Origin of the sequence: Pedobacter mendelii, from assembly GCF_014635725.1 — a bacterium.
Taxonomy (GTDB): domain Bacteria; phylum Bacteroidota; class Bacteroidia; order Sphingobacteriales; family Sphingobacteriaceae; genus Pedobacter; species Pedobacter mendelii.
Genome location: NZ_BMDJ01000001.1, coordinates 17,820 through 40,975 on the forward strand (window position 1 = coordinate 17,820; position 23,156 = coordinate 40,975).

At 35.5% G+C, this 23,156-nt stretch carries 13 protein-coding genes; 1 reads left to right on the forward strand and 12 read right to left on the reverse strand.

Features of this window, described 5'->3' with window-relative positions; translation table 11 throughout:
• Positions 1–103: 103 nt before the first annotated feature.
• From IEV50_RS00090 to surE, 11 genes are all read right to left on the reverse strand, one after another.
• Complete coding sequence (locus tag IEV50_RS00090) at positions 104–2,389, reverse strand: GH92 family glycosyl hydrolase (protein ID WP_188411175.1); 2,286 nt, start codon at positions 2,387–2,389, stop codon at positions 104–106.
• A 51-nt stretch (positions 2,390–2,440) separates the two neighbouring features.
• Positions 2,441–3,112 (reverse strand): basic secretory protein-like protein, encoded by a 672-nt coding sequence (locus IEV50_RS00095; protein ID WP_188411176.1) that lies wholly within the window; start codon positions 3,110–3,112, stop codon positions 2,441–2,443.
• A 128-nt stretch (positions 3,113–3,240) separates the two neighbouring features.
• The gene (locus IEV50_RS00100; protein WP_188411179.1) at positions 3,241–4,173 is read right to left on the reverse strand and encodes an ROK family protein; all 933 of its coding nucleotides are present in this window, start codon (positions 4,171–4,173) and stop codon (positions 3,241–3,243) included.
• A 64-nt stretch (positions 4,174–4,237) separates the two neighbouring features.
• Positions 4,238–6,505, reverse strand: coding sequence for a GH92 family glycosyl hydrolase (locus IEV50_RS00105; RefSeq protein WP_188411181.1), 2,268 nt, complete (start codon positions 6,503–6,505; stop codon positions 4,238–4,240).
• Between the two features lie 14 nt (positions 6,506–6,519).
• Entirely contained in the window at positions 6,520–8,967 is a 2,448-nt protein-coding gene (locus tag IEV50_RS00110) for a glutaminase family protein (protein ID WP_188411183.1), read from the reverse strand.
• 187 nt (positions 8,968–9,154) lie between these two features.
• Positions 9,155–10,798, reverse strand: a complete 1,644-nt coding sequence (locus tag IEV50_RS00115; RefSeq protein WP_188411184.1) for a RagB/SusD family nutrient uptake outer membrane protein — start codon at positions 10,796–10,798, stop codon at positions 9,155–9,157.
• An 11-nt stretch (positions 10,799–10,809) separates the two neighbouring features.
• The gene (locus IEV50_RS00120; protein ID WP_229746561.1) at positions 10,810–13,830 is read right to left on the reverse strand and encodes a SusC/RagA family TonB-linked outer membrane protein; all 3,021 of its coding nucleotides are present in this window, start codon (positions 13,828–13,830) and stop codon (positions 10,810–10,812) included.
• A 361-nt stretch (positions 13,831–14,191) separates the two neighbouring features.
• Positions 14,192–15,196 carry a LacI family DNA-binding transcriptional regulator gene (locus IEV50_RS00125; RefSeq protein WP_188411185.1) on the reverse strand — a complete coding sequence of 335 codons (1,005 nt, stop codon included), beginning with the start codon at positions 15,194–15,196 and terminating at the stop codon, positions 14,192–14,194.
• Between the two features lie 88 nt (positions 15,197–15,284).
• Complete coding sequence (lpxB, locus tag IEV50_RS00130) at positions 15,285–16,391, reverse strand: lipid-A-disaccharide synthase (protein WP_188411845.1); 1,107 nt, start codon at positions 16,389–16,391, stop codon at positions 15,285–15,287.
• Between the two features lie 219 nt (positions 16,392–16,610).
• On the reverse strand, positions 16,611–16,883 hold the full coding sequence (locus IEV50_RS00135; RefSeq protein ID WP_188411186.1) for a stationary phase survival protein SurE: 273 nt from the start codon (positions 16,881–16,883) through the stop codon (positions 16,611–16,613).
• 9 nt (positions 16,884–16,892) lie between these two features.
• Positions 16,893–17,732: a 5'/3'-nucleotidase SurE gene (surE, locus tag IEV50_RS00140; protein ID WP_188411187.1), complete on the reverse strand. Its 840-nt coding sequence runs from the start codon at positions 17,730–17,732 to the stop codon at positions 16,893–16,895.
• Between the two features lie 281 nt (positions 17,733–18,013).
• Between surE and IEV50_RS00145 the strand changes: the two genes are divergently transcribed.
• Positions 18,014–20,944 carry a M16 family metallopeptidase gene (locus tag IEV50_RS00145; protein WP_188411188.1) on the forward strand — a complete coding sequence of 977 codons (2,931 nt, stop codon included), beginning with the start codon at positions 18,014–18,016 and terminating at the stop codon, positions 20,942–20,944.
• 472 nt (positions 20,945–21,416) lie between these two features.
• On the opposite strand, the gene IEV50_RS00150 is transcribed toward IEV50_RS00145, so the two are convergent.
• The gene (locus tag IEV50_RS00150; RefSeq protein ID WP_188411189.1) at positions 21,417–23,141 is read right to left on the reverse strand and encodes a hypothetical protein; all 1,725 of its coding nucleotides are present in this window, start codon (positions 23,139–23,141) and stop codon (positions 21,417–21,419) included.
• Positions 23,142–23,156 lie beyond the last annotated feature (15 nt).

Consider the following 23,156-nt stretch of genomic DNA (forward strand, 5'->3'; position numbering starts at 1 on the left):
TTGGATAATCAATTTAGTGATTAATCTATCAATCTGTGCCAGATTGAGCTTGTCGAAATTTAAAAGTTTTCGACAAGCTTATCAGACAAATAATTTTTATAGTTTATTTTTCTGTAGATAATGAATATGGGAAATCTACCGGGTTCGACCCTCTTGTTTTGTTAGGCGTTGCCGACATATTAAAATTTAAAACGGCACCTTTTTGCAAACCACTATGGCTTATCCAGTTTTTAGAGTAGGCTTTTCCATCCATTTGTAGCGATTGAACGTAACGGTTTTCATTACTATTTGCAGCAGCATTAATTACAACAGTTTTACCATTTTCTAAAGTTAGCGTTACCTTTTTAAATAAAGGAGCTCCTAAAACATACTGATCCGTTGCAGGCGTTACCGGATAAAAACCCATTGCAGAAAATACGTACCAAGCAGAAGTTTGTCCGTTATCTTCATCACCACAATAACCATCGGGAGTTGCTTTGTACATTCTATCCATAGTTTCACGAACCCAATATTGAGTTTTGTATGGAGCACCACCGAAATTGTATAAATAAATCATGTGTTGTATGGGTTGATTTCCGTGAGCATATTGCCCCATGTTGGCGATTTGCATTTCACGAATTTCATGAATTACGCCTCCGTAAGCACTTTCATCAAATACAGGTGGCATCGAGAAAACTGAATCCAATTTAGTTACAAACTTTTCGTGTCCGCCCATAAGCTTGGCCAGGCCATCAACATCCTGAAAAACAGACCAGCTGTAGTGCCAGCTGTTGCCTTCTGTAAAAGCACCACCCCATTTAAACGGACTGAAAGGACTTTGGAATGTTCCATCTTGATTTTTTCCACGCATTAAACCCGATGATGGGTCGAACAGGTTTTTATAATTCATTGCCCTTTTCTTGAATACTTCTATTTCAGAGGCAGGTTTTTTCAAAGCCCTTCCTAATTGGTAGATGGTGAAATCATCATAAGAATATTCCAAAGTTTTTGCAGCGTTTTCATTTACCTTCACATCGAAAGGTACATAACCTAACTCATTGTAATATTTTACGCCGTTACGGCCAACAGCTTCTATTGGACCTTCGTTATTAGCGCCGTGTTTAAGTGCTTCCCATAAGGTATTAATATCATAGCCACGCAAACCTTTAATGTAGGCATCAGAAACAACAGAAGCAGAATTATTGCCAACCATAATGTTTGCATAACCCGGGCTGCTCCACTCAGGCAACCAGCCACCTTCTTTATAATCATTAATTAAGCCTTCCTGCATTTCTTTATTTATTGAAGGATATACCAGATTTAAGAAAGGATATAATGCTCTGAAAGTATCCCAAAAACCTGTACCAGCAAACATATAACCCGGTTTAATTTCACCAGTGTATGGGCTCCAGTGTACAATTTGGTTTTTAGCATCTAGCTCATATAATTTATTTGGAAAAAATAATGTACGGTATAGGCAAGAATAAAAAGTACGCATTTGGTCGATTGAACCACCTTCAACAGCTATTTTGCTTAAGGTTTTATTCCAAACGGCTTTTGCTTTAGCTTTAGTAGCATCAAAACTATCACCAGCCAATTCTCTTTTTAAGTTTAACTCTGCTTGTTCAAAACTGATAAAAGACGAAGCCGTTTTTGCAGTAACTTTTTCTCCTTTGGTGGTTTTAAAACCAATTACTGCACCTGTATGGTCGCTGGTAAGTTCTAAATCATTTCCAAGGGTTTTTCCACTCCAGGTTTTAGCCAAAGTAAAATCTTTATCGAAGTAAATAACAAAGTAGTTTTTAAAATTTTTAGGTAGAGGCCCACGAGCATATTTGGTTGTGTAGCCAATAATTTTTCTTTCTTTGGGAAAAATTTTAATGTACGAACCTTTGTTTTGTGCATCTACTACAACGAAAGAACTATCGGTTTTAGGAAAAGTAAATCTAAACTGAGCGGCTCTTTCTGTTGGTGTCAATTCTGTTGTAACATCAGCATCAGCTAAATAAACACTATAATAATAAGGTTTTGAAACCTCTGCTTTGTGGCTAAACCAGCTCGCACGGTCATCATCAGCAAATTTTAATTTTCCGGTTACAGGCATAATGGCAAAAGCACCGTAATCATTCATCCATGGAGAAGGCTGATGCGTTTGTTTAAAGCCACGGATTTTATCGGCATCATAAGTATATGCCCAACCATCGCCCATTTTTCCGGTTTGTGGAGTCCACATGTTCATACCCCAAGGCACGCCAACGGCTGGGTAAGTATTGCCGTTTGATAAGCTTGGTTTTGATTGCGAGCCCATCAAAGGATTAATCCATTCTATAGGATCGGTAATTTTGCCTACCTGTTGTGCAAAACTTCCCGTTGCTGCAAAACTTAATAAGGCGATGAATAGTTTTTTCATTATTTATATATCAGTTTATGTGTTTGCTAAAATTTTAGTGTTACCCAGCTTCTAAATTTGAGGATTTTTAACGTAGTCTGCCCAAAGTCCATCTAAATCTTTACCTGTTAAGTTAGTCCAGATTGCAGATGTATAAGTATGATCTCTTAATGATGCATCAACGGCTTTAATCGTTCCTGATTTAACATTTTTCTCAATCCAGGTGAAAAATCTAGCGGTAATGCGGTAGCTGTTTTTGTAAGAATGCTCAGGCTTTAAATCGGGCATAGTCCATTTTGCACCAGGGTTATCGATACCAAATTTCGAACGAACATAATCTGCAATACCTTCTGTTAACCAACCAGGACCAACACTTCTGCCATAATCCTGAACAATGTGCATTACTTCATGCGTTACAACATCAATATCTTCAGGATGCTTAACCATCCAAATCGAACTGAAAGTTACCTTTCCATTACTTGTCGCGGCAACACCTTTATAATTAGTATCAACAGAAAATTTTACTTCTTTTAATGTATTTGGATTATATTCTTTAGCTAATTTAGGATAAACCTCAAAAAAGGTTTCTATTAATCGCTTCTTTAGCTTCGGATCTAATTCAGCAAAGTTGCTTTCGAAACTTAATGTGTAGCCTTTTTTCTTAATGATTTCCTGGGCTTTTAATTGTGTTAAAGGAATCAGTGCAACAAAAAACAAAATGCTAATTAATTGTATTTTTTTCATGTGTTTAATTTTATATCTGATTTTTAAGTTGTGGTTTATAAATTATTTGCCAATAATCAGTAAGGAATAAAAATATTGATTTTAAATGATTACTAAATGGTTTTACCAATCTATCTAAAAAAAAGGTTTTACCCTTTATTAATAAAACTTTTTACCTCATCGCCTAAACTTTCGGCAGTATTTTCATGGCGGAAAGTTACATCGCAACAGCTTGCCGCACCAATTAGTGCTGCGTTTTCTTTTAGCTTCGTTACCCTAATATCTGCATCAATTGAATTGCCTTTTAAAGTTGCAATTAATTCTGGAGAAAATGCAGCAAATGCACCTGATATATTACCACCGATAATTACCACATCGGATTTATTTTTTTTGATAACCGGCATTAAAAACTGGGCTAGGTTGTACCCAAACTCCATAAAAACTCTGGTAGCCGAATAATCTGTAGCGTTTAAAGCTGTTAATTCTTTTACGCCTGCAACAGTATTATTACTCAGTTGCTGGTAACGTTTTACAAACCATCGGGTTGATAGGTAATCTTCAGCAATACCATTTAAAAATGGTGAGTTCCATAAATCAGCATCTTTTGCCACGCCACCTACGCAATAGGCAGAACCCAGTCCGGTGCCAAGCGTTAAACCTAAAACATTTGAATTACCCCGACCGGCTCCACCAAAAACTTCACCTTGTAAAAAACCTGCTGCATCATTAATAAAGTGAATGTTTGCAGCATCAATGCTTAATCTTTTAGATAGTTCATCTTTAATGTTTACGCCATAAAGCGCTTTAAATTTATCTTGATCTTTTATTAGTGATATGCCTTGTTCATAATCAAACGGACCTGGCATGGCAATTCCAATTAACTTAACATCACTTGGTGATTTTTCAAAAGCCTTTTTTATAATTTCACACCAAGCGGTCAATATTACTTCTTTACTCTCCTGCGAATCTATTGCATTACGTTCAATGGAATTGTGAACGATTGTTCTAGTTTCTAAATCTACTAACGCCGCCGTGATGTGCGTGCCACCTATGTCTACACCTAATGCAACAGGTTTTTCCATTGTATCTATCTTGTCTTAATAATTACTCCCCCGCAATATCCCAAAATCACTTCAGGCATTGCATTTATTTGCTTAAAGAAAATGGTTTATCTCCTTCTAATTGTCCTCTACTAAAATTTGGCTTGCTATCCATTTCAAATTTAAGCGTACCACCTTTAACAATATCGCTATGCGATAAAAAGTTGCGAGTATAGTTATTTCCGTTCAAAGTTGCCGACTTTATATAAATATTTTTCGGGCTGTTCGATGAAGCTTCTATTACAAATTTTCTTGAACCGACTAAATTAATTGTTATTTTATTAAACATCGGACTGCCGAAAACATATTCGCCACTTCCAGGTGTTACACTGTAGAAACCTAATGCGCTAAGAACGTACCAAGATGAGGTTTGTCCCTGGTCTTCATCACCTGGATAGCCGTTTTCTGTAGCGTTGTATAATTTTGTCATGACTTCGCGGGCATGAAACTGAGCTTTCCATGGTTCGTTTGCGTAATTGTACAGGTAAATCATGTGTTGAATGGGTTGATTTCCATGAGCGTATTGCCCTAAATTTGCCATAACCATTTCGGTCATTTCGTGAATCATACCGCCATAAGTTCCAACTTTAACTTTATTCGGCTCAGTGAAAACTGAATCCAGTTTCGCTACAAAGTTTTTATTCCCACCCATTAAATTAATCAAACCTTTGGTATCTTGAAAAACCGACCATTGCCAATGCCATGCATTCCCCTCGGTAAATGGTCCGCCCCATTCTATTGGGTCAAAATTTGGCGACCATTGTCCTTTAAGATCTTTACCTCGCATAAATCTTGATGAGGCATCATACACGTTTCGATAATTGTACATTTTACCTTCAAAAATATCGATGTATTTTTTATTCCCGGTCATTTTTGCCAATTGATATGCACAGTAGTCATCGTAAGCATATTCTAAAGTTTTGGCAGTAGCTTCACGATATTTCGGGTAAGGAACATAACCCATTTCATTGTATTCTTTAAAACCATCTCTGCCATTTGCTGGTCCCCATGGCCCCTTATTTGTTACTTCGTGAAGGTAAGCTTCTAATGCTTCTTTTGGATCGAAAGTTTTGATGCCTTTTGCCCATGCATCTGCAAAAAGAGAAATTGCATGATTACCAATCATACTTCCTGCTTCACTAGGGAAAGACCATGATGGCAACCAGCCGCATTGTTTGTAAGCATCTAACATCGCCTGCATATATTGCCCATGCATTTCTGGCTGTACCAATGTGTTTAGCGGAAATTGCGCCCGAAATGTATCCCAAAAACCGGTATCCGTAAACATATATCCTGGATGAACTTTGCCATCGTAAGGACTAAAATAATAAGGTTTTCCTTCAGCATTTAACTCATAAAATTTTCTGGAGAAAAGACTGGCTCTGAAAAAACACGAATAAAAAGTCTCTTTATCTGCTTGAGATCCGCCTTCAACTAAGATTTTACCTAAAGATTTATTCCAAACTGCAGCAGCTTTAGTTTTCGTTTGTTCTAAAGTCTTGTCGTTACCTAATTCGTTTTTTAAATTTAGTTCTGCTTGTTCTAAACTGATATAAGATGATGCAGTTTTTACCTGAACATTTGTACCTGCTTTAAATTCGACATAAGCACCTTTGCCCAATCCTTCCGCAACTACAGAATCTGCATTAACTACATTTTTTTTATTTTCCCAGGTTCCGTAGGATTTTATCGGCTTATCGAATTGAATAACAAAATAGCTTTTCCATTCTTTTTTAAATTCTTGTCCGTTACTTACATAACCTGTAATTTTATTGTCCTTGGGATAAATTTTAACGCCGCTGGTGCGGATATATCCATCTAAAACCAGGTAGCTTTTTTTCCCTTTCGGATAAGAGAAACGAATGTGTGCACCACGTTCTGAAGGAGAAATCTCGGTTGTTATCTGATTATCGAACTTTACTTTATAGTAATTTGGCTTGGCAATTTCGTTTGTATGGCTAAACTTAGCTTCACGCAGGTTTTCATCAACAATTAGATTGTCTATCATGGGCATCAAAGAAAAAACCGCGTAATCGCGAGTCCACGAGCTGCATTGATGCGCTTGCTGAAAACCACGAATTGCATATTTAAAATATTGATACTTCCAGCCATCACCATTTTTTCCGGTTTGTGGTGTCCAGGTGTGCATTCCAAAAGGTAATGCTGTTGTTGGATAAGTATTTCCTCGGGTTAATTCATGCTTAGAATTCGTACCCTGCAAAGTATTAACATACTGAACCAAATCTGTTTGTTGTGCAAACACATTAATGCTCAGCATGCAGAAAACAACAATGAAGGTATTTTTAAATTCCATTTAACGGGCTGACTTTAATTTTTAACACCCCACTTATCAGCCAATAACTTTATAAAATATCCACCAACTACACTCCTTGCCTGAAAACCAACTTTAGCACCAGTTGTTGTTTCATGCCAATCGTTAAGTGGTACTCGGCTTTCGGTTTCATTTGCAAACTTGTAAATCGGCTTAACAAACTTTTGAAAATCAGCCTGATTATCTGCAAGCGTTGCCGTCCACATAATCCAATCAGATTTGGTATAAGTTTTACGACTATCCAATGGTAAACCAAAAGCATTTTGCTTGGTTAAGTAATAATTAATTTCCTTTTTATAAACCGATTCAGGGAAAAGTTTTAGGCCTAACAGTTTATCCCAAACCAAGTTGTATTTCTGGCTCCAGGTATTTTTATCATTAAAGGTTAAGGCAAAATGATCACCATCGTTTGCCATTTGCTGCCACTTTTTCGCCATATCTAAAGCAATATTTCTATACTTCGAAGCTTCATCTGTTTTACCAAGTTGTTGTGCCAATTGTGCATAAGCACCAAGTGCCACAATCGCTTTTACAGATAAATTTGCATTTCTGGCAAGATGACCAGCAAAATCATCGGTACACAATTGGTTGGCTGGGTCAAATCCTTCTTTAGATAAATAATCTGCCCAGATGGACATTATAGGCCAATGTTTTTCGGCATATTTTGCATTGCCTTGCGCTTTAGCAATTGCAGCAGTTAAAATAATCATGTTTCCGGCTTCTTCAACCGGCATATCTTCGCCATAAGTTTGGCCATTTGCAAAAGGATAAGTTCCCAAATCGTGCGCCGGATAAGGTTTTTTCCATTTACCACTTTCAGAGTAATAGAAAATTCCGTTCAGCATACCCGTTAATAATTCAGGATTATAGATTAAATATTCTGGTGCAGATGGATAGGTAACATCTACCGTATTGATAAAACCGCCACTAAAGTTTTCTTTAGATAGAAATAAAATATCGCCATTTGGTGCATAAGCAATTTTATGGGCGGCAATACTTTGGCGATAAGCTAATTCACATAGTTCTGCATATTCTTTACCACCAGCTTTCTCCGCATCAGCATATAGTTGAGAATTAAATTCGCTGCATTTTTTTATAATGGCTAAGTAATCTCTATCTGCATTTACCAATTGTATTTCAAACTGCTCACCAGATTTTTTCCACATGGGAAGCAATTGTGTTCCAAAATATTCAACAGATTTAAGATCATCATAACCCATCATTAAATATTTTTCTACTGGATTTGATGTAACAGAGCCAAAAGGTATAATACTTGTAAGGTTTAGTTCTTTTCCATTCGCAGCATCAGCAGTTTTGGCATATTTTCCATTTAAAAAACCAGCCAAACTTTCGGTTTGCTTTGTAATATATTGAGTTGCTTTAAATTTCTCAGGAACAGCAACGTACAAATATCCCCAGTCTATTCTTACATCGTCACCCTTTTTCTGCAAAACTGGTTGTTCTGCTGTTCCGGCGCTTAAAATAGACAGATTACTTGCTTTGCTTTTCCTGGCTGTAACTTCCTGATCTGGTGTATTTACAGCGATATTAGTTGATGCACTAAAGTACAAATCAACTTGATGTGCTTTACCATCTTTAGATTTTACTGCATAGCTGATGTAGCTGATTGGCCTGGCGGTAAGTTTGATATCAGTTAATAGCAAAGGAGACGTAAACGTAACATCCAAATCCACTTCACCACAGGTGAAATTGTATTTGGTAGATGTGGCTTCAACCTTTACATGGTTTTGTTTAGCTAAACCAACAGGTGATTTCTGTGGAACTTCTTCGACGATTCCGGCATCCAGGTATCTTCCACCAGCGGTGTTTTTTACATGAATGGCCAACAAGTTTTCGCCGGCTTTTAAAACTCCTTCTTCAATAGGAATGTAAATGTACTCGTGTACCCAACCTGTTTTTTTATAAATTGATTTACCATTTATGGTTACATCAACATCATCATCGTGGTTAAGCTTTAAATATTTTTTTATCGCAGATGATTTAGCGAGAGAGAATTTTCTTCTGTAATATAAATCGTTGCTATCCCACTTGGTTTTAGCCGATTTATCATCGCCAAATGGCGCTGTTCCTTTTTGCCAATTGGCATCATTAAATGCAATATTCGCCCAATTTTCAACCGGCTTATCAAATGTATAATTTGCCTGGTAAGCTGCTTCATCAGCTTCTGGAAGTATGGTTTTGTATTCTTTTGATTCAGCACCTAAAAAACGGTAAAACTTATCATCTACTTTTAAAACGCCGGTTAAAGATTGATTTTTACCTGTCCAATGTTTTGTAACAGATTGATTTAGTTCATCTCCGAAAGACCAGATGCTAAAGTATGTATCATGTGTAATGAGCGGATATGCAGGGGCTTTATCCTGAGCATAAAGCTGAAATGTGGTGAGGAAGCTTAATATTAGAAATGAGTAATATTTTTTCATAAATAATGATTTGAAGCTTAGGCTTTTGGTTTAGTTTGGTTTCGATTGGTAAAACGATTTACCAATATTCAATATTAGCAAAAATGGGTGTAGGAAAATGCTACATGTTGTAATTTGTGAGTTACAAATGGTTTTGAGAAATAAAAAAGGTGCTCGTATTGAGCACCTTTTTTATTAAAAGTGTTAATTAATTATAACCAGGATTTTGGGTTAAATTACCGTTTAAATCTCTTTGTCTTTGAGGGATTGGATATAATGCTTTATTAGCAGCCGATGGAGTATGATCCCACCATGAAGCTGTAGCAAATTTACCAAAGCGAATTAAATCATCTCTTCTCATACCTTCAAAAATGAATTCTCTACCTCTTTCTGCAAGAAGTTCATCCATAGTTAAAGTAGCGGGTGTGTATGCTCTTGTTGCAAAATTAGTAGCAGTATAAGCACGTTTTTTGCAATCATTAATCAATTGAACTGCCTCTGCGTTAGCAACATTTCCGTTCTTACGCATAATTGCTTCCGCTTTAGCAAAATAAATCATAGTTAATCTGTAGATGTTCCAATCACCATTATTGTAATTTGCATCAATTGCAGGAATTCCACCAGGACCAGCAAACTGGTTACCAAGTTTATATTTATTAAAACGAACACCGCTGTTTTCTTCGCCTTCACTCATGTTAGAAACCGTAGAATTTGTTTTGTTTTTACGAATATTATCAACAAAAATAAGTTGAGAACCATTGTATTCTTCAGACGCTAATACTGGCTGAGTCGGTGCTACAAACTGAAACATTGGACCTTCTAATAACCATTCGCGTTTTCTTAAATCTTCATTTTCGTAGGTAGTAAATACACCTGGTATAAGTACAATACCATCGTTACCATTTCTACCACCACCATAAATTTGTTGTTGTTTAAAGTGATAAAATTCTCCTGGCCAAGAAGGCTGGAAATTTGCTACTGAATAATTGTATGCAATAGAAAAAATAACCTCTTTTGATAAATCATTAGTTGTTTTGAACTGATCTGTGATATTTGGATCTAAAGCCATTGCACCATTTTGAGCACCGCCATCACCAGCAATTAATTTATTAGCAGCAGCAATACAATCATCCCAACGTGCTGTACCTGTCCAAACTTCTGCATTTAAATACAATTCTACCAACATTGCATAAGCACCAGCCTGACTCATACGACCAAGCTGGCTACGAGATAATTTAGGAGCTTTATCAATGTTTGATTTTATTTCTGATTCGATAAAATTAAAAACATCCTTACGAGATTTTGTTTCTGGCTTGGCCGGAACACCAACTTGAGTAACGATTGGAATGTTACCAAATAAATCCATCAATTTTAAATAATGGAATGCTCTTAAAAGTTTTAATTCTGAAATAAAAGCATCTTTTTCTACCTGGGTAATACCCATTGAAGAAATTTCGCGTTTCTCAATGTTTTCAATAGGGTCATTACATAAACCCATACCCCAAAACATTAAAGACCATGCATTGTTAATTCCGCCTTCATCTGTTGTCCAGGTATGATAATGTAATCTTTTCCATTTACCTCCATCTTCCCCATGGCGACCTTTTGTAGGCCACGCCAACTGATCTCCAGACATCTCAGCCAGGCGCCACCAACCATCCTGCCCGGATGGTGTAACCCAGGCATTCGCATGGGTATATGGTCTTAAAACTGCTGATAAAACCTCTGATTTGTTGTTATAAAAGTTATCTGTTAATAGCTCGTTGTAAGCATTTTCATCTAACTTGGTACATGCATTAATAAGGCATAATACACCTGCAAGTAAAGTATATATAATTGATTTATTTTTCATTTTATTAATCTTTAAAATCCAATATTTAATCCAAATAAGAAAGAACGAGTACTTGGATAGGCACCACTATTATCTACACCAGGACCTGTACCATTATCATTAACAAAATCGGGGTCGCTACCTGTATATCCGGTAATAGTTGCTAAATTCTGACCAGTAGCGTAAATACGCATATTTCTTATCAATTTGGTTTTTAATTTGAAGTTATAACCAAGGGTAACCTCATCTAATTTTACAAAAGTTCCTCTTTCTAAATAGTAGTCAGAATACTGGTAAGTATCATTTATCTGGCTGTATTTGTCGAAAGTACTGCTTAATAAATTACCAGACCAGGTTTTGTTCGCGTAAGAAAGCGTATTTCTGTTTAAAATGTCGTAATCAAATTTACCTCTTAAAAATACCCTCATATCAAATTGTTTATATCTGAAATTGTTGCTTAATGAAGCGTAATACTTAGGAATTGCATTACCTATTCTTTGCAAATCAGTTACGTTTTTATCTCTGGAGTTGTTAATTTGAGCATTTGGTACAGCTTGTCCGGCTCTATTGTAAAACAACCATTTACCATCTGGTGTAAATCCAGCAAATTTCTTTCCCCAGAACTCCCCTAAATTACCACCTTCATAGGTAACAATAGCATCACCTAATGCACCAGCTCCACCAATTCCACCAAAAGTTTTAAATAGAACTTTGTACTCATCGTTTGAATAAGAATCTAGTTTATTACTTAACGTACTTGCTGTCGCATCAATATTCCAGCTAAAATTATCAGTATTATAAGCTGCGTAACTTAAAGCCAATTCTATACCTTTTGAAGAAATGGTACCTACGTTAGTGTAGATAGAACTTTGAACAAATGGAGGTTGAGGAGAAGTATAGGTATCTAATAAATCTTTTGTAGTACGTTTAAACAAATCTAAAGTACCCGATAATTTATTTTTGAATAAACTAAATTCTAAACCAATATTTGTTTCCATTTTAGTTTCCCATTTCAGGTTTGGGTTAGGATTTCTGTTTGGTCCATAAGTTTCTAAGTACTGACCATCAGGAAATAAATACCTACCACCGCCACCAAGCGTAACCCTTGAAGCGTTATTAGCAAAACCACTATTTCCCGTTTCACCGTAACCTGCTCTTAACTTTAAGTTATTAACCCAGGTAATACTTTTCATAAAGCTTTCTTGAGTAATATTCCACGCACCTGAAACAGCTGGGAAATTACCCCATTTGTTATTATCTCCGAAACGAGATGAACCCTCTCTTCTTAACGTCGCTGTTAATAAATACTTACCATCGAAGCTATAGTTAACACGTCCAAAGAAAGCAATTAGTGTGTTATCACTTTTTGCACTTCCAATTGATGCTTTACCTAAGCTTAAGGCAGTACCTTGACTTAAATTATCTTCATTAAATAAATCGTTTATAAATCCACGATTACTTGCTGATAAACTTTCACTCATACCATATCGGTAGCTATAACCTACCAATGCTGTTACATTATGTTTTGATGCTATTGTAGTATTGTATTGTAAAGTAGGTTCTAAAGCCCAATTCTGGGTTAAAAAATCAGATTTACCAGCATAACCACCACCAGGGAAGTCAGTATTTTCAATTGAATTTTCACTGGCTTTAACTCGGTAAGCACCATCAAATCCATTATCTCTTGTAACTGATCCAAAAATGGAAGCCTTTAAACCTTTAACAATATCCAAATCAACTTTAACGTCAGCAGAACTGGTTTGCTGTTTACGATATGATGTTTCTTGGAATAATCGGGCATATTCATTTGTACTTGTTAAATCAAAACGATAAGTACCATCTGGATTAAAGTTAGACAGCGTAGGGTTTTTGGTTTGTTCACTTTCCCAACCACCACCACCTAATAAATTGGCTCTGTTAAAATTTGTAACTAAATTGGCTTGAATTTTCAACCTATCGTCTAAACCAGTTTGGTTAATGTTAAATCTTAATGTGTATTCTTCACGCCCATTTTCTTTTGCAATTCCTTGCAAATCACGATAGTTTATACTTGCTCTATAGCTCGTTTTATCTGTACCACCACTAAAATTTAAATTGTGGTTTTGAGATAAGTTATCACGATTTATTAATTGATCAACAAAATCGGTTTCACTACCAAAATTTTGTTGTTTAATTTCTCCTGAAGCAATTCTTGCTTTATACTCTTCTGGTGACAAGAAATCTAAAAACTGATTGTAATACTCTTTCCTAGCATAGCCCGAATAGTTAAATTGAGGCGGACCAGACTTACCTTTTTTAGTTGTGATTAAGATAACGCCTGCATTCGCACTAGAACCATAAATTGCCGCGGCTGAACCATCTTTTAAAACATCAATAGATTCTATATCGTCTTGTTGTAATAAATCCGGATTACCACCAGGAATTCCATCAATAACAAATAAAGGGCTCGTACTACCTGTAACAGATACAACTCCACGTAGCTGAACACCTACCGCAGAATTTGGGTTAGAACCACTTCGAGTGATATTTAAACCAGCAACTTTACCCTGAATAAGGTCAAGAGCATTTCTGGATCCACTTTGTCTGAAATCTTCAGCACCAACATGAGCAACTGCAGAAGTAACTTCTCGTTGCAATTGAGTACCGTAACCTACCGCTACTGTAACCTCTTCTAATTGAGTACCTGCAGAAAGTGCAAGCTTAACACTAACCGTATTGTTTGAACCAATTGTAACTTTTTGTTCTTCGTAGCCGATGAATACAAACGATAGAACATCGCCCACATTTGCTTCAATACTGAACTTTCCATTCCCATCAGTAACTGTTGTTTTACTAGAAGTTTGATTTTTGATACTAACACCCGGTGCTGGAGAGTTCTTATCATCAACCACCGTTCCAGTAATAATTTTTTGCGTTTGAACTTGCTGCCACAGCTTGTTCCCCTTCAAGAATCCACTCGCCCCTTCCCACTCCGAATTCATTGAAAACGCAGGACCATTTAGCAATATAATTGCAGCAGATAGCCCCGTAATTTTGAGTAAATTAATTTTCATTAGCGGTTTTGTTAAATTTTAAATTGATTAGTTATAATATATTTTCTGTTACTCTTATTTTATACCATTTAAATGCTCTGATAACATTTAAATCGATTTACTAAATGACAAAAGTTTATCACTTTCAACTATATTTTTTAGAAATGATTTGTTGGTTTCCTCGTTGTACGCAAAGATTTGGCAGATACTTGTAGATGAATAAAATATCTACATAACATACAGCTAGGGTACTGCGAAAGTCTCATAAATAAATTTGGTTATAGTAAAACGTTTTACTACACCAATGATAGATAATATTTTTATTTAATAAAACGATTTAGTTGTAAAAATAACGTTACACCAAGAGAACTTATTTATAATGTTAATCTCTGATAATAAGTTTAGCTGGAATAATAACCTGCTGATTAGGAAGTTTAGTTTTAGATGATAACTGATTTAATAACAGCTTAATAACCGTTTCGGCAATATCTTCTAATGGTTGCTGTATGGTTGATATGCCTGGAGTATGCAATTCGAAAGCTTCGTGATCATCGTATGCGATAACAGAAAATTCGGAACCTATTTCCTTCTTTATTTGTTTCAATACTTTTAATCCGCTTATAGCTAAGTAATTGGTTGCAAAAAGAACTGCATCTATTTTTTGATTATTAAATAAATTTTTAATTTGGTTTATGGTTGTTTCTTCATCCTGATTGAAATGAATTTTCAGTACCAATTCTTCGCTGTAAGCCAAACCACTATCTAGCAAGGCTTTCTTGTAACCATCAAAACGTTCGGTAATTTGTTCTACATCAATATCTGTAGTAACTAAGGCAATATTCTTCTTGCCTTGTTCTACAAAACTTTCTATGGATTGGTATGATGCATTAAAATGATTGGCTCCAACATAATTCACATTTACATCAGCCAAATTTCTGTCAAACAAAATAACCGGTTTATCATCGCTCAACAGCATTCGAATATCTTCTTCAATACCTTTAATTGGCGAAATGATATAAGCATCAACTTTACGCGTTTTAAACATATTTATCAGTTCCTGAGCTTTCTCAACGCTATTTTCTGTGCTTGAATAGATGATTTTATAGCCTCTTTTGTAAGCTTTATCTTCTATCAACCTAGCTATTTTAGCGAAAAAGGAATTAGAAATATCTTCTACTATTAAACCGATGATGTTAGAATTTCCTGTCCTTAAACTTCTGGCAATCTGATTGGGTTTATAACCACTTTCTTTTATAATTTTTTCTACCTTCTCAATTACAGCCTCACTAATAGATTTCTCTTTAGCTTTACCATTAATAATAAAGGAAACTGTTGTAATAGAAACATTTGCTTTAATGGCAATATCTTTAATGGAGAGGGCTTTCATCGTACAGATTGATTAATTATGAACAAAGCCAAAACTAACCAAAAAAACGAGATTTAAGATACCACTCCATTTCTCCCATATTTATGATTTAGGCTTTTAAATAATTCAGTATAAGTTTTGCCGTTTTTGCCGATGCTCCTGGCGTTCCCATAAGGGAAAGCAATGCATCATAGTTGGTTAACATTTCAACTCGGCTTTTGCCATCTACAATTAAAGCCAACTCCGAATTTACTTTGTCCGTACTGCATTCTTCTTGAATAAGTTCGGTAACTATCTTTTTATTTACGATAAGGTTTACCAAAGAGATAAATTTTATTTTAACCAACATCCTGGCAATGGCAATTGAAATTGCACCGCCTTTGTAAACAACAACTTGAGGAACCTTAAACAATGCCGTTTCTAATGTAGCCGTACCTGATGCAACAATAGCAGCATGAGCATTATGGAGCAAATTGTAGGTGTTGTCAAATAAAAGCTTAACCTTTTTATCGCCAATAAATTGATAGTAATAGTTTTCGCTAAAGGTAGGTGCTGCAGCAATTGCAAATTCGCAGTCCGGATAATTATCTGTGATACTCAACATTACGGGCAATAATCGTTCTATTTCCTGCTTTCTGCTTCCGGGCAATAAAGCAATGATTTTACCTTCCCCAAAACGATTATTTTCCCTAAACTTAGAGTCGGGCTTGAATTGAGCAATTTCATCTAAAAGAGGATTACCTACATAATCAACCTTCATTCCCCATTCCTTGTAAAAATCGACTTCAAAGGGTAAAATGCAGAACATATGATCTACAACCTTCTTAATTTTAAGTACTCGCTTTTGATTCCATGCCCAAACTTTTGGCGAAATGTAGTAGCAAACCTTAATCCCGTTAGCTTTTGCAAATGCTGCAATTTTCAAATTAAAACCCGGAAAATCTATCAGAATGATTACATCGGGTTTCCAATCGATGATATCGTTTTTGCAGGCGTTTAAATTTTTATAAATGGTTTGGAGATTTAACAAAACTTCGGTGAAACCCATAAACGCCATATCGGCATAATGTTTTACCAACTGGCCACCCTCGGCTTGCATTTTATTGCCGCCAAAAAACCTAAAAACAGCACCGCTGTCTTCTGCCTTTATCGCCTTCATTAAATTTGCACCATGTAAATCGCCTGATGCTTCTCCTGCTACGAGGTAGTATTTCATAATTGATGGAAAATGTTTTAATGCTTTATGAATGATGGTAGATGGTGGATGGAAAATGGTAAATGGATGATGGTAGATGGATGATGGTGGATGGGAGATGGAAAATATCATGTTAGCTAGCGGTTACATCATCCATCTACCATTTTCCATCTTACATATTACTTCCATCTTACATATTACTTCCATCTTACATCCTCCATCTTACATATTACTTCCATCTTAAAAAACTTTATAATAGAAGAAGACAAAAGCGCATACAAATGTTGCCGCCAATATGCCTCTGCCAATATTTTCTTTATAATGTTTAAAAAAATACTGCATGCTATAGGCATTAATAGCAATGGCACCAATGTATAACAAATCGGCTTTTGCTAAGTGAAATACATGATTTATAATGTAAAAAACGATTATAGAAAGGATGGCCGGAAATACTAAACCTATCGCCAAGCCTATCCATACAGAATCTTTAAGTTTAATTATTTGATGAATCATTGCGTTTAATTAGCCTAGGTTTAAGCCATCAGGAGCGTTAATGTTTTTCTTATCCGCTCCTACTGATTTCTCTTCGTTAAAAGTCCACCCGTTTAAAATTGGAATGGCATGGTGTGCAGTTAAATCGAACTGAACCGGCACAACCGAGACGTAATTATGTTCTAGTGCCCAGACGTCCGTATCTTCTCCTTTATCGAAATTCTGAAAAACACCTGTTAACCAGTAATAAGGTCTTTTATATGGGTCAGTCCTTTCTTCAAATTCTTCTGCCCATTTCGCATTTGCCTGTCTGCAAATTTTAATACCTTTTATATTATTGCCTTTCGGGAAATTTACATTCAACAAAGTTGCTTCGGGCAAACCATGTTCTAAAACCTGTTCACAAATGGTTTTGATGTACTTTTTACAATGTGTAAAATCTGCATCTTGTGCAAAATCATCTAATGAAAATCCTACTGAAGGAATTTTTTCGATTGCTCCTTCTACAGCGGCAGACATTGTGCCTGAGTAAATCACATTGATGGAATTATTTAAACCATGATTAATCCCAGAGACACATAAATCGGGCTTTTTACCTTTAAATATTTTGTTTACAGCAATTTTAACACAATCTACAGGAGTTCCACTACACTTGTACATTTCTACACCAGGATACAAATCTACTTTATCAAAACGAATGGGTTTGCCGATTGTTATTGCATGCCCCATTCCACTTTGTGGGCTGTCAGGCGCAACTACAACCACATTACCTAATTCCTGCATAACTTCCATCAGGTTTTTAATTCCTGTTGCCGTTATACCATCATCATTAACCACCAAAATATTGGGTTTTGTATTTTGCTTCGTCATTCGGTAAAAATACAGATTATAAAAATTGTAGTTGTAATAAACTAAAATTTTATCTGTTAAAAATTGTCGCAGATTCGCATATAAGGAAAATATAATGTTTTATAAAAAATCTACTAATGTAGTGTCAAAAAGCGCTTTTAAACATGAATTAAAAATTATTTCATTCAATAACTTAAACCCTATATATTTGGGCAAATAACTTATTACTGGCGAATTGTATTTGTAAGTGTTCCCAACTCATTACAATTATATTTTCGTTGCCATAAACCAAACTCAAATAAATGAAATTTAAACTATTTACCCTGGCTTGCTTTCTATTAACTGGAACGTTTGTTAATGCACAAACTTACCAATGGAAAACAAGCAATTCTGGTGGTTACACTTACAAATATGTAACTAGCGACCCTTCTTCAACCCGTTTTTACACCTTGAAAAATGGCCTGACTGTAATTCTATCGCCAAATAACAAAGAGCCAAACATTCAATTTCGCATGAGTGTTAGAGCGGGTAGCAATACCGACCCAAAAAATGCGACAGGTTTAGCGCATTATTTAGAGCATCTTTTATTTAAAGGAACCGATAAATTCGGAACGGTAGATTGGGCAAAAGAAAAACCTTATCTCGATAAAATCGATGCACTTTATGAAAAGTACAACAAAACAACCGATGCAACCCAGCGTAAAGAAATTTACAAGGAAATAGATAAAACTTCTGGTGAAGCATCGAATTTTTCTATCGCTAACGAGTACGATAAAATGATGTCGGGTATTGGCGGTAATTCTTCAAATGCACATACCTGGTACGAAGAAACTGTTTATAACGAAGACTTTCCCTCAAACGCAACAGATAAATTTTTAGCCATTCAGGGTGAACGTTTCCGCAAACCTATTTTCCGCATTTTTCATACTGAACTAGAAGCCGTTTACGAAGAGAAAAATCGAGGTTTGGATAACGACCCAAATAAATTGGATGAAGCAATGATGGCATTGTTGTTTCCAACACACAACTACGGACAGCAAACCACCATCGGTACAATTGAGCATTTAAAAAACCCATCACTTGTAGAAATAAGAAATTATTACAACAAGTATTATGTGCCAAATAATATGGCAGCAATTTTCACAGGCGATTTTAATCCTGATGAAATGATAAAAAAGGTGGATAAAACCTTCAGTTACATGGTTTCAAAACCCGTAACACTTTACAATCCTGCTCCAGAAAAACCATTAACAAAAATTCAAAAAGTTGATGTTTATGGCCCAAGTGCAGAAATGGTAGAAATTTATTACCGTGGTTATGCAGAAAACACACCTAATAGCATAATGCTCAATTTAATTAAAAGCATTTTGTTTAATGGTAAAGCTGGCTTAATTGATATTAATTTGAACAAGCAGCAAAAAACGCAACGCTCAAGCGCAAGCTACCAACAAATGAAAGATTATGGTGTGTTTAATTTATCGGCACAACCTCGTCAAGGACAATCGTTAGAGCAGGTTTCTAAGTTATTATTAGAGCAGATAGACCTTTTAAAACAAGGAAAATTTGACGATGAACTTTTAAAAGCCATTGTAGCAAATCAAAAACTTAGTTTTTTACAGGCTTTTGATAGCAATAATAACAGAGCTGAAAATTTATCTAATGAGTTTATTTTAAACAGAGGAACCAAATGGGATAAAAGCCTAAGTGAAATTGAAGCAACAGCTAAAATAACGAAAACGCAAGTGGTAGCTTTCGCAAACACTTATTTTAAAGATGATTATGTAATTGGTTTTAAGCACAAAGGTGAAGACAAAAACATTGTAAAAGTAGAAAAACCAACCATTACACCAATTAATGCAAATGGAAGTTTAACTTCTCCTTTTGTAAGAAATGTTTTAGATGCGCCTACAAAACCAATGGCACCTAAATTTTTAGATTACAAAAAAGATATTACAACTGGTAAGGTTGGAATTGCTGATGTTTTAACAACCAAAAATACAGAAAATTCTATCTTCAGAATGACCTACAGATTTAACCACGGAGCAAACAATTACAAATTATTGCCTTACGCTGCTGGTTACTTGCCATTTTTAAGTACCGATAAATATACTGCAGAAGATATTAGCAAGGCATTTTACAATATTGCTTGTACTTATAGCCTAAACGTTGGTACAGAAGTAACAACAATTAATATAAGTGGCTTGCAAGAAAATTTTGATAAAGCAGTAAGCTTGGTTGAACATATTTTTGCTAATGTTAAACCTAACGAAAAAGCATTGGCTGATTTAAAAACAACAATTTTAAAAAGTAGAGAAAATAACAAATTAAACAAAGGTCAAATTATGGCTGGATTAACATCGTATGCACAATACGGAAGTGTTAACCCTTACAATAACGTTCTTTCTAACGAAGATGTTAAAAACATGAAAGCAGAAGATTTAATTTATCTTTTGAAAAACCTGAGTAATTACGAACATGTGATTACGTATTATGGTCCTAAAGATGTTTTAGCTTTTACTACTGAGCTTAAAAAAGAGCATTTATTGCCTTCAGAATTTACACCTGCAGCGCCTGCAAAGATTTACAGCTATACCGTTCAGGATACTAACAAAATATATTTTGCCAACTATGATATGGTTCAATCTGAAATTCGTTGGTTGAGAAACACAGGCTTATACAACAAAACAGACAGGGCAAATATTGAAGTGTTTAATAATTATTTTGGTGGTGGTATGGGTTCTATTGTTTTTCAAACCATTAGAGAATCTAAAGCATTGGCTTACTCCACTTATGCTACTTACCAATCTCCTGATAAAGCAGACAGACAATACAGCATGATTGCTTACGTTGGCAGCCAGGCTGATAAAATGACTGACGCAGTTAACGGAATGAATGAATTGTTAAATGTTTTACCACAAAGTGATAAATCTTTCGATGGTGCAAAAGCCAACGTTTTAACCTATTTAGAATCAAACAGAGTAACTAAAGATGGCATTTTCCAATACTATTTTGCGGATAAAAAATTAGGCTATGATTATGATTCGAGGATTGACTTATACAGTGCATTAAAGCCAATCACTTTTGCCGATATCAAAAATTTCCACGACCAAAAAGTGGCTAATAAACCATATACCTATTTAATTGTAGCATCTGATAAAAAAGTTAAATTAGAAGATATGCAAAAATTTGGTAATGTAACTACTTTAACGTTAGAGCAAATTTTTGGGTATTAAAAAATAGAATGTAGAAGGTAAGAAAACCTAAAATATTAAACTTATAGAGCAGCTTTCTTTAATAGAAAGCTGCTTTTTTTTACTCGAAACTTAATAAATTGAGTTCGATTCTTAAACTTAGTAAGTTTGCTATTTTATCGCCGTAATGCTTGTATGATACGTCTTGCTGAATTTATTTCAGCATCTTTCCTGCAAAAAAGACCCTGAAATAAATTCAGGGTGACGTAAACTAAAAAAGCAGCTTTAATAATGCTGATCTTTTTTTGCCCTTTGCTGTCTGCACCATGTATCCCCCTCTGGAGGGGGTAAGGGGGAGGATTTTATGTTAACTAGAGTTCGATTCTTAAACTTAATATTTTGCTGTTTTATCGCCGTAATGCTTGTATGATACGTCTTGCGGAATTTATTTCAGCATCTTTCCTGCATAAAAGACCCTGAAATAAATTCAGGGTGACGTTAACTAACCTAAAACTTAGTATTTATTCCTTTGATAATCAACTACTATTCCGTTTGCGAACATATTTCTACCGCTAGTGGTTATTTTACTGCTTGATGGGGTTTCAACAATCAGCACAGAATTTCTGTTTCCAACCATTATTTTGGTTGTGGCAGAAACATTTTTAGCAATAAATTTTTGTGCAATCGCGTCGTATAAATCTACTTTTTTATTGCCTTTAATGTTATAGATGATGCTTTTGTTCTCCTGATAAGGATTGTAGATTAAATATGTTGGATAAGCTTTGCTTCGATAGAAATCAGTTGCGAGAACATCTAATTTTAAGATTCCATCTACATTAGTTTTTGCCACAATTGAGCCGAAAATACCTACATGTCCGCTTCCATAAACACTAAATTGTGAGACTGCAGGATTTTTCCCGGGCACCCATTTTGGTCCATCGCCTTGTGCCACCGGACTAATTTTATCTGTATAAAGCGTATCAAAGGTTGAAGATTTCGCAAAACCTTCGTAAGCTATAACACCTTTGGTAACCGCAGCAAATTGAGGAATTGTTTGTCTGTTCGCTGGCATGTACTGAGGGTAAAAAAAACGAGAAGCATTTACGGCATTTAACATCCATTTACCAATTGCATTTGCATAAGCAGGTTTGTAACGCACTATTGGTACTAAAGGCCAGGCTGCATCAAAAGTATTCATTAAAAAACCATAACCACCATGATCAACCGTGCTGCCAACCACACCAGAAATATCATACCCATTCCACTTGCCTGTTAAAACGCCCCAACCCTCACGACAAACGGCAGTGCCATCGAAAGTCCAGCCCAAGAGTTTTTCAACATCAAAATTGGTTCCTTGTTCTACATTCATTCTTGCAGCCAGATAAGCTCCAAAAGGCATTAATAATTCGTAAGTTGGGTTTATTTTATTTGCTTCTAAAGCAGTCATAGCACTAATTGCACCTTTGAGGTAACGCTTATCTCCAAATTTTTTATAAGCGGCATACAAAACCCAGGCATGGCCAGCAGCTGCATCTTGTTGTGCACAAATCAGATTTTTCATCGGTTTCATTTGTGCATAATCAAAATACGAATAATTGTAATTGCCATTCAAAATAGAATCTGCTTTGTAGAACTTGTCGGCAATGCTTTTGGCAATCCAATCGAAATCTTTTTCGTTAGGATATTTTTCGCAAATGGCATAAAATAGAAGATTGGGATAAACATCATACCACCAATCTCTGCCATAACCTCCACCCAAAAGCGCAACTTCTGGTGCGGTATTATTCATCATGATATTCCATTTGGTATCGCTATTGAAATAATTTTTAAGCATGGCAACATAGTTCATATTGCCTTGTTTGCTTTTATCAATTCCGATTAAAGTTGCACCTAAAACTGAACCCATGTTTGCTAAAGCTTCATGAAACATGCCTTTGTTATGCTGCGCTCCTTGCCGAACGTCGCCAACAGCGGTATAGATTCCCATTACAGGCTGAGCGAAATTTTTATTCGTGCTATCCATCCAAACCATTGGCCAATAATCGCCCTTTGCTTTAAAGTTGTAAATAGTTTTATCAAAATTTTGCGCCATTAATTTCCAATCTATAATTTTTAATGGCTGGGGTAAATTAGCCATTTCATCTACCCTTGCTAGCTTAAGTTGTTTAACCTGAGCTTTAACAAAACCACAACCAAAAATAAATATGGTTGTAAAAATTATTTTTGAAGTAAATCTCATAACATCTGAATTTAT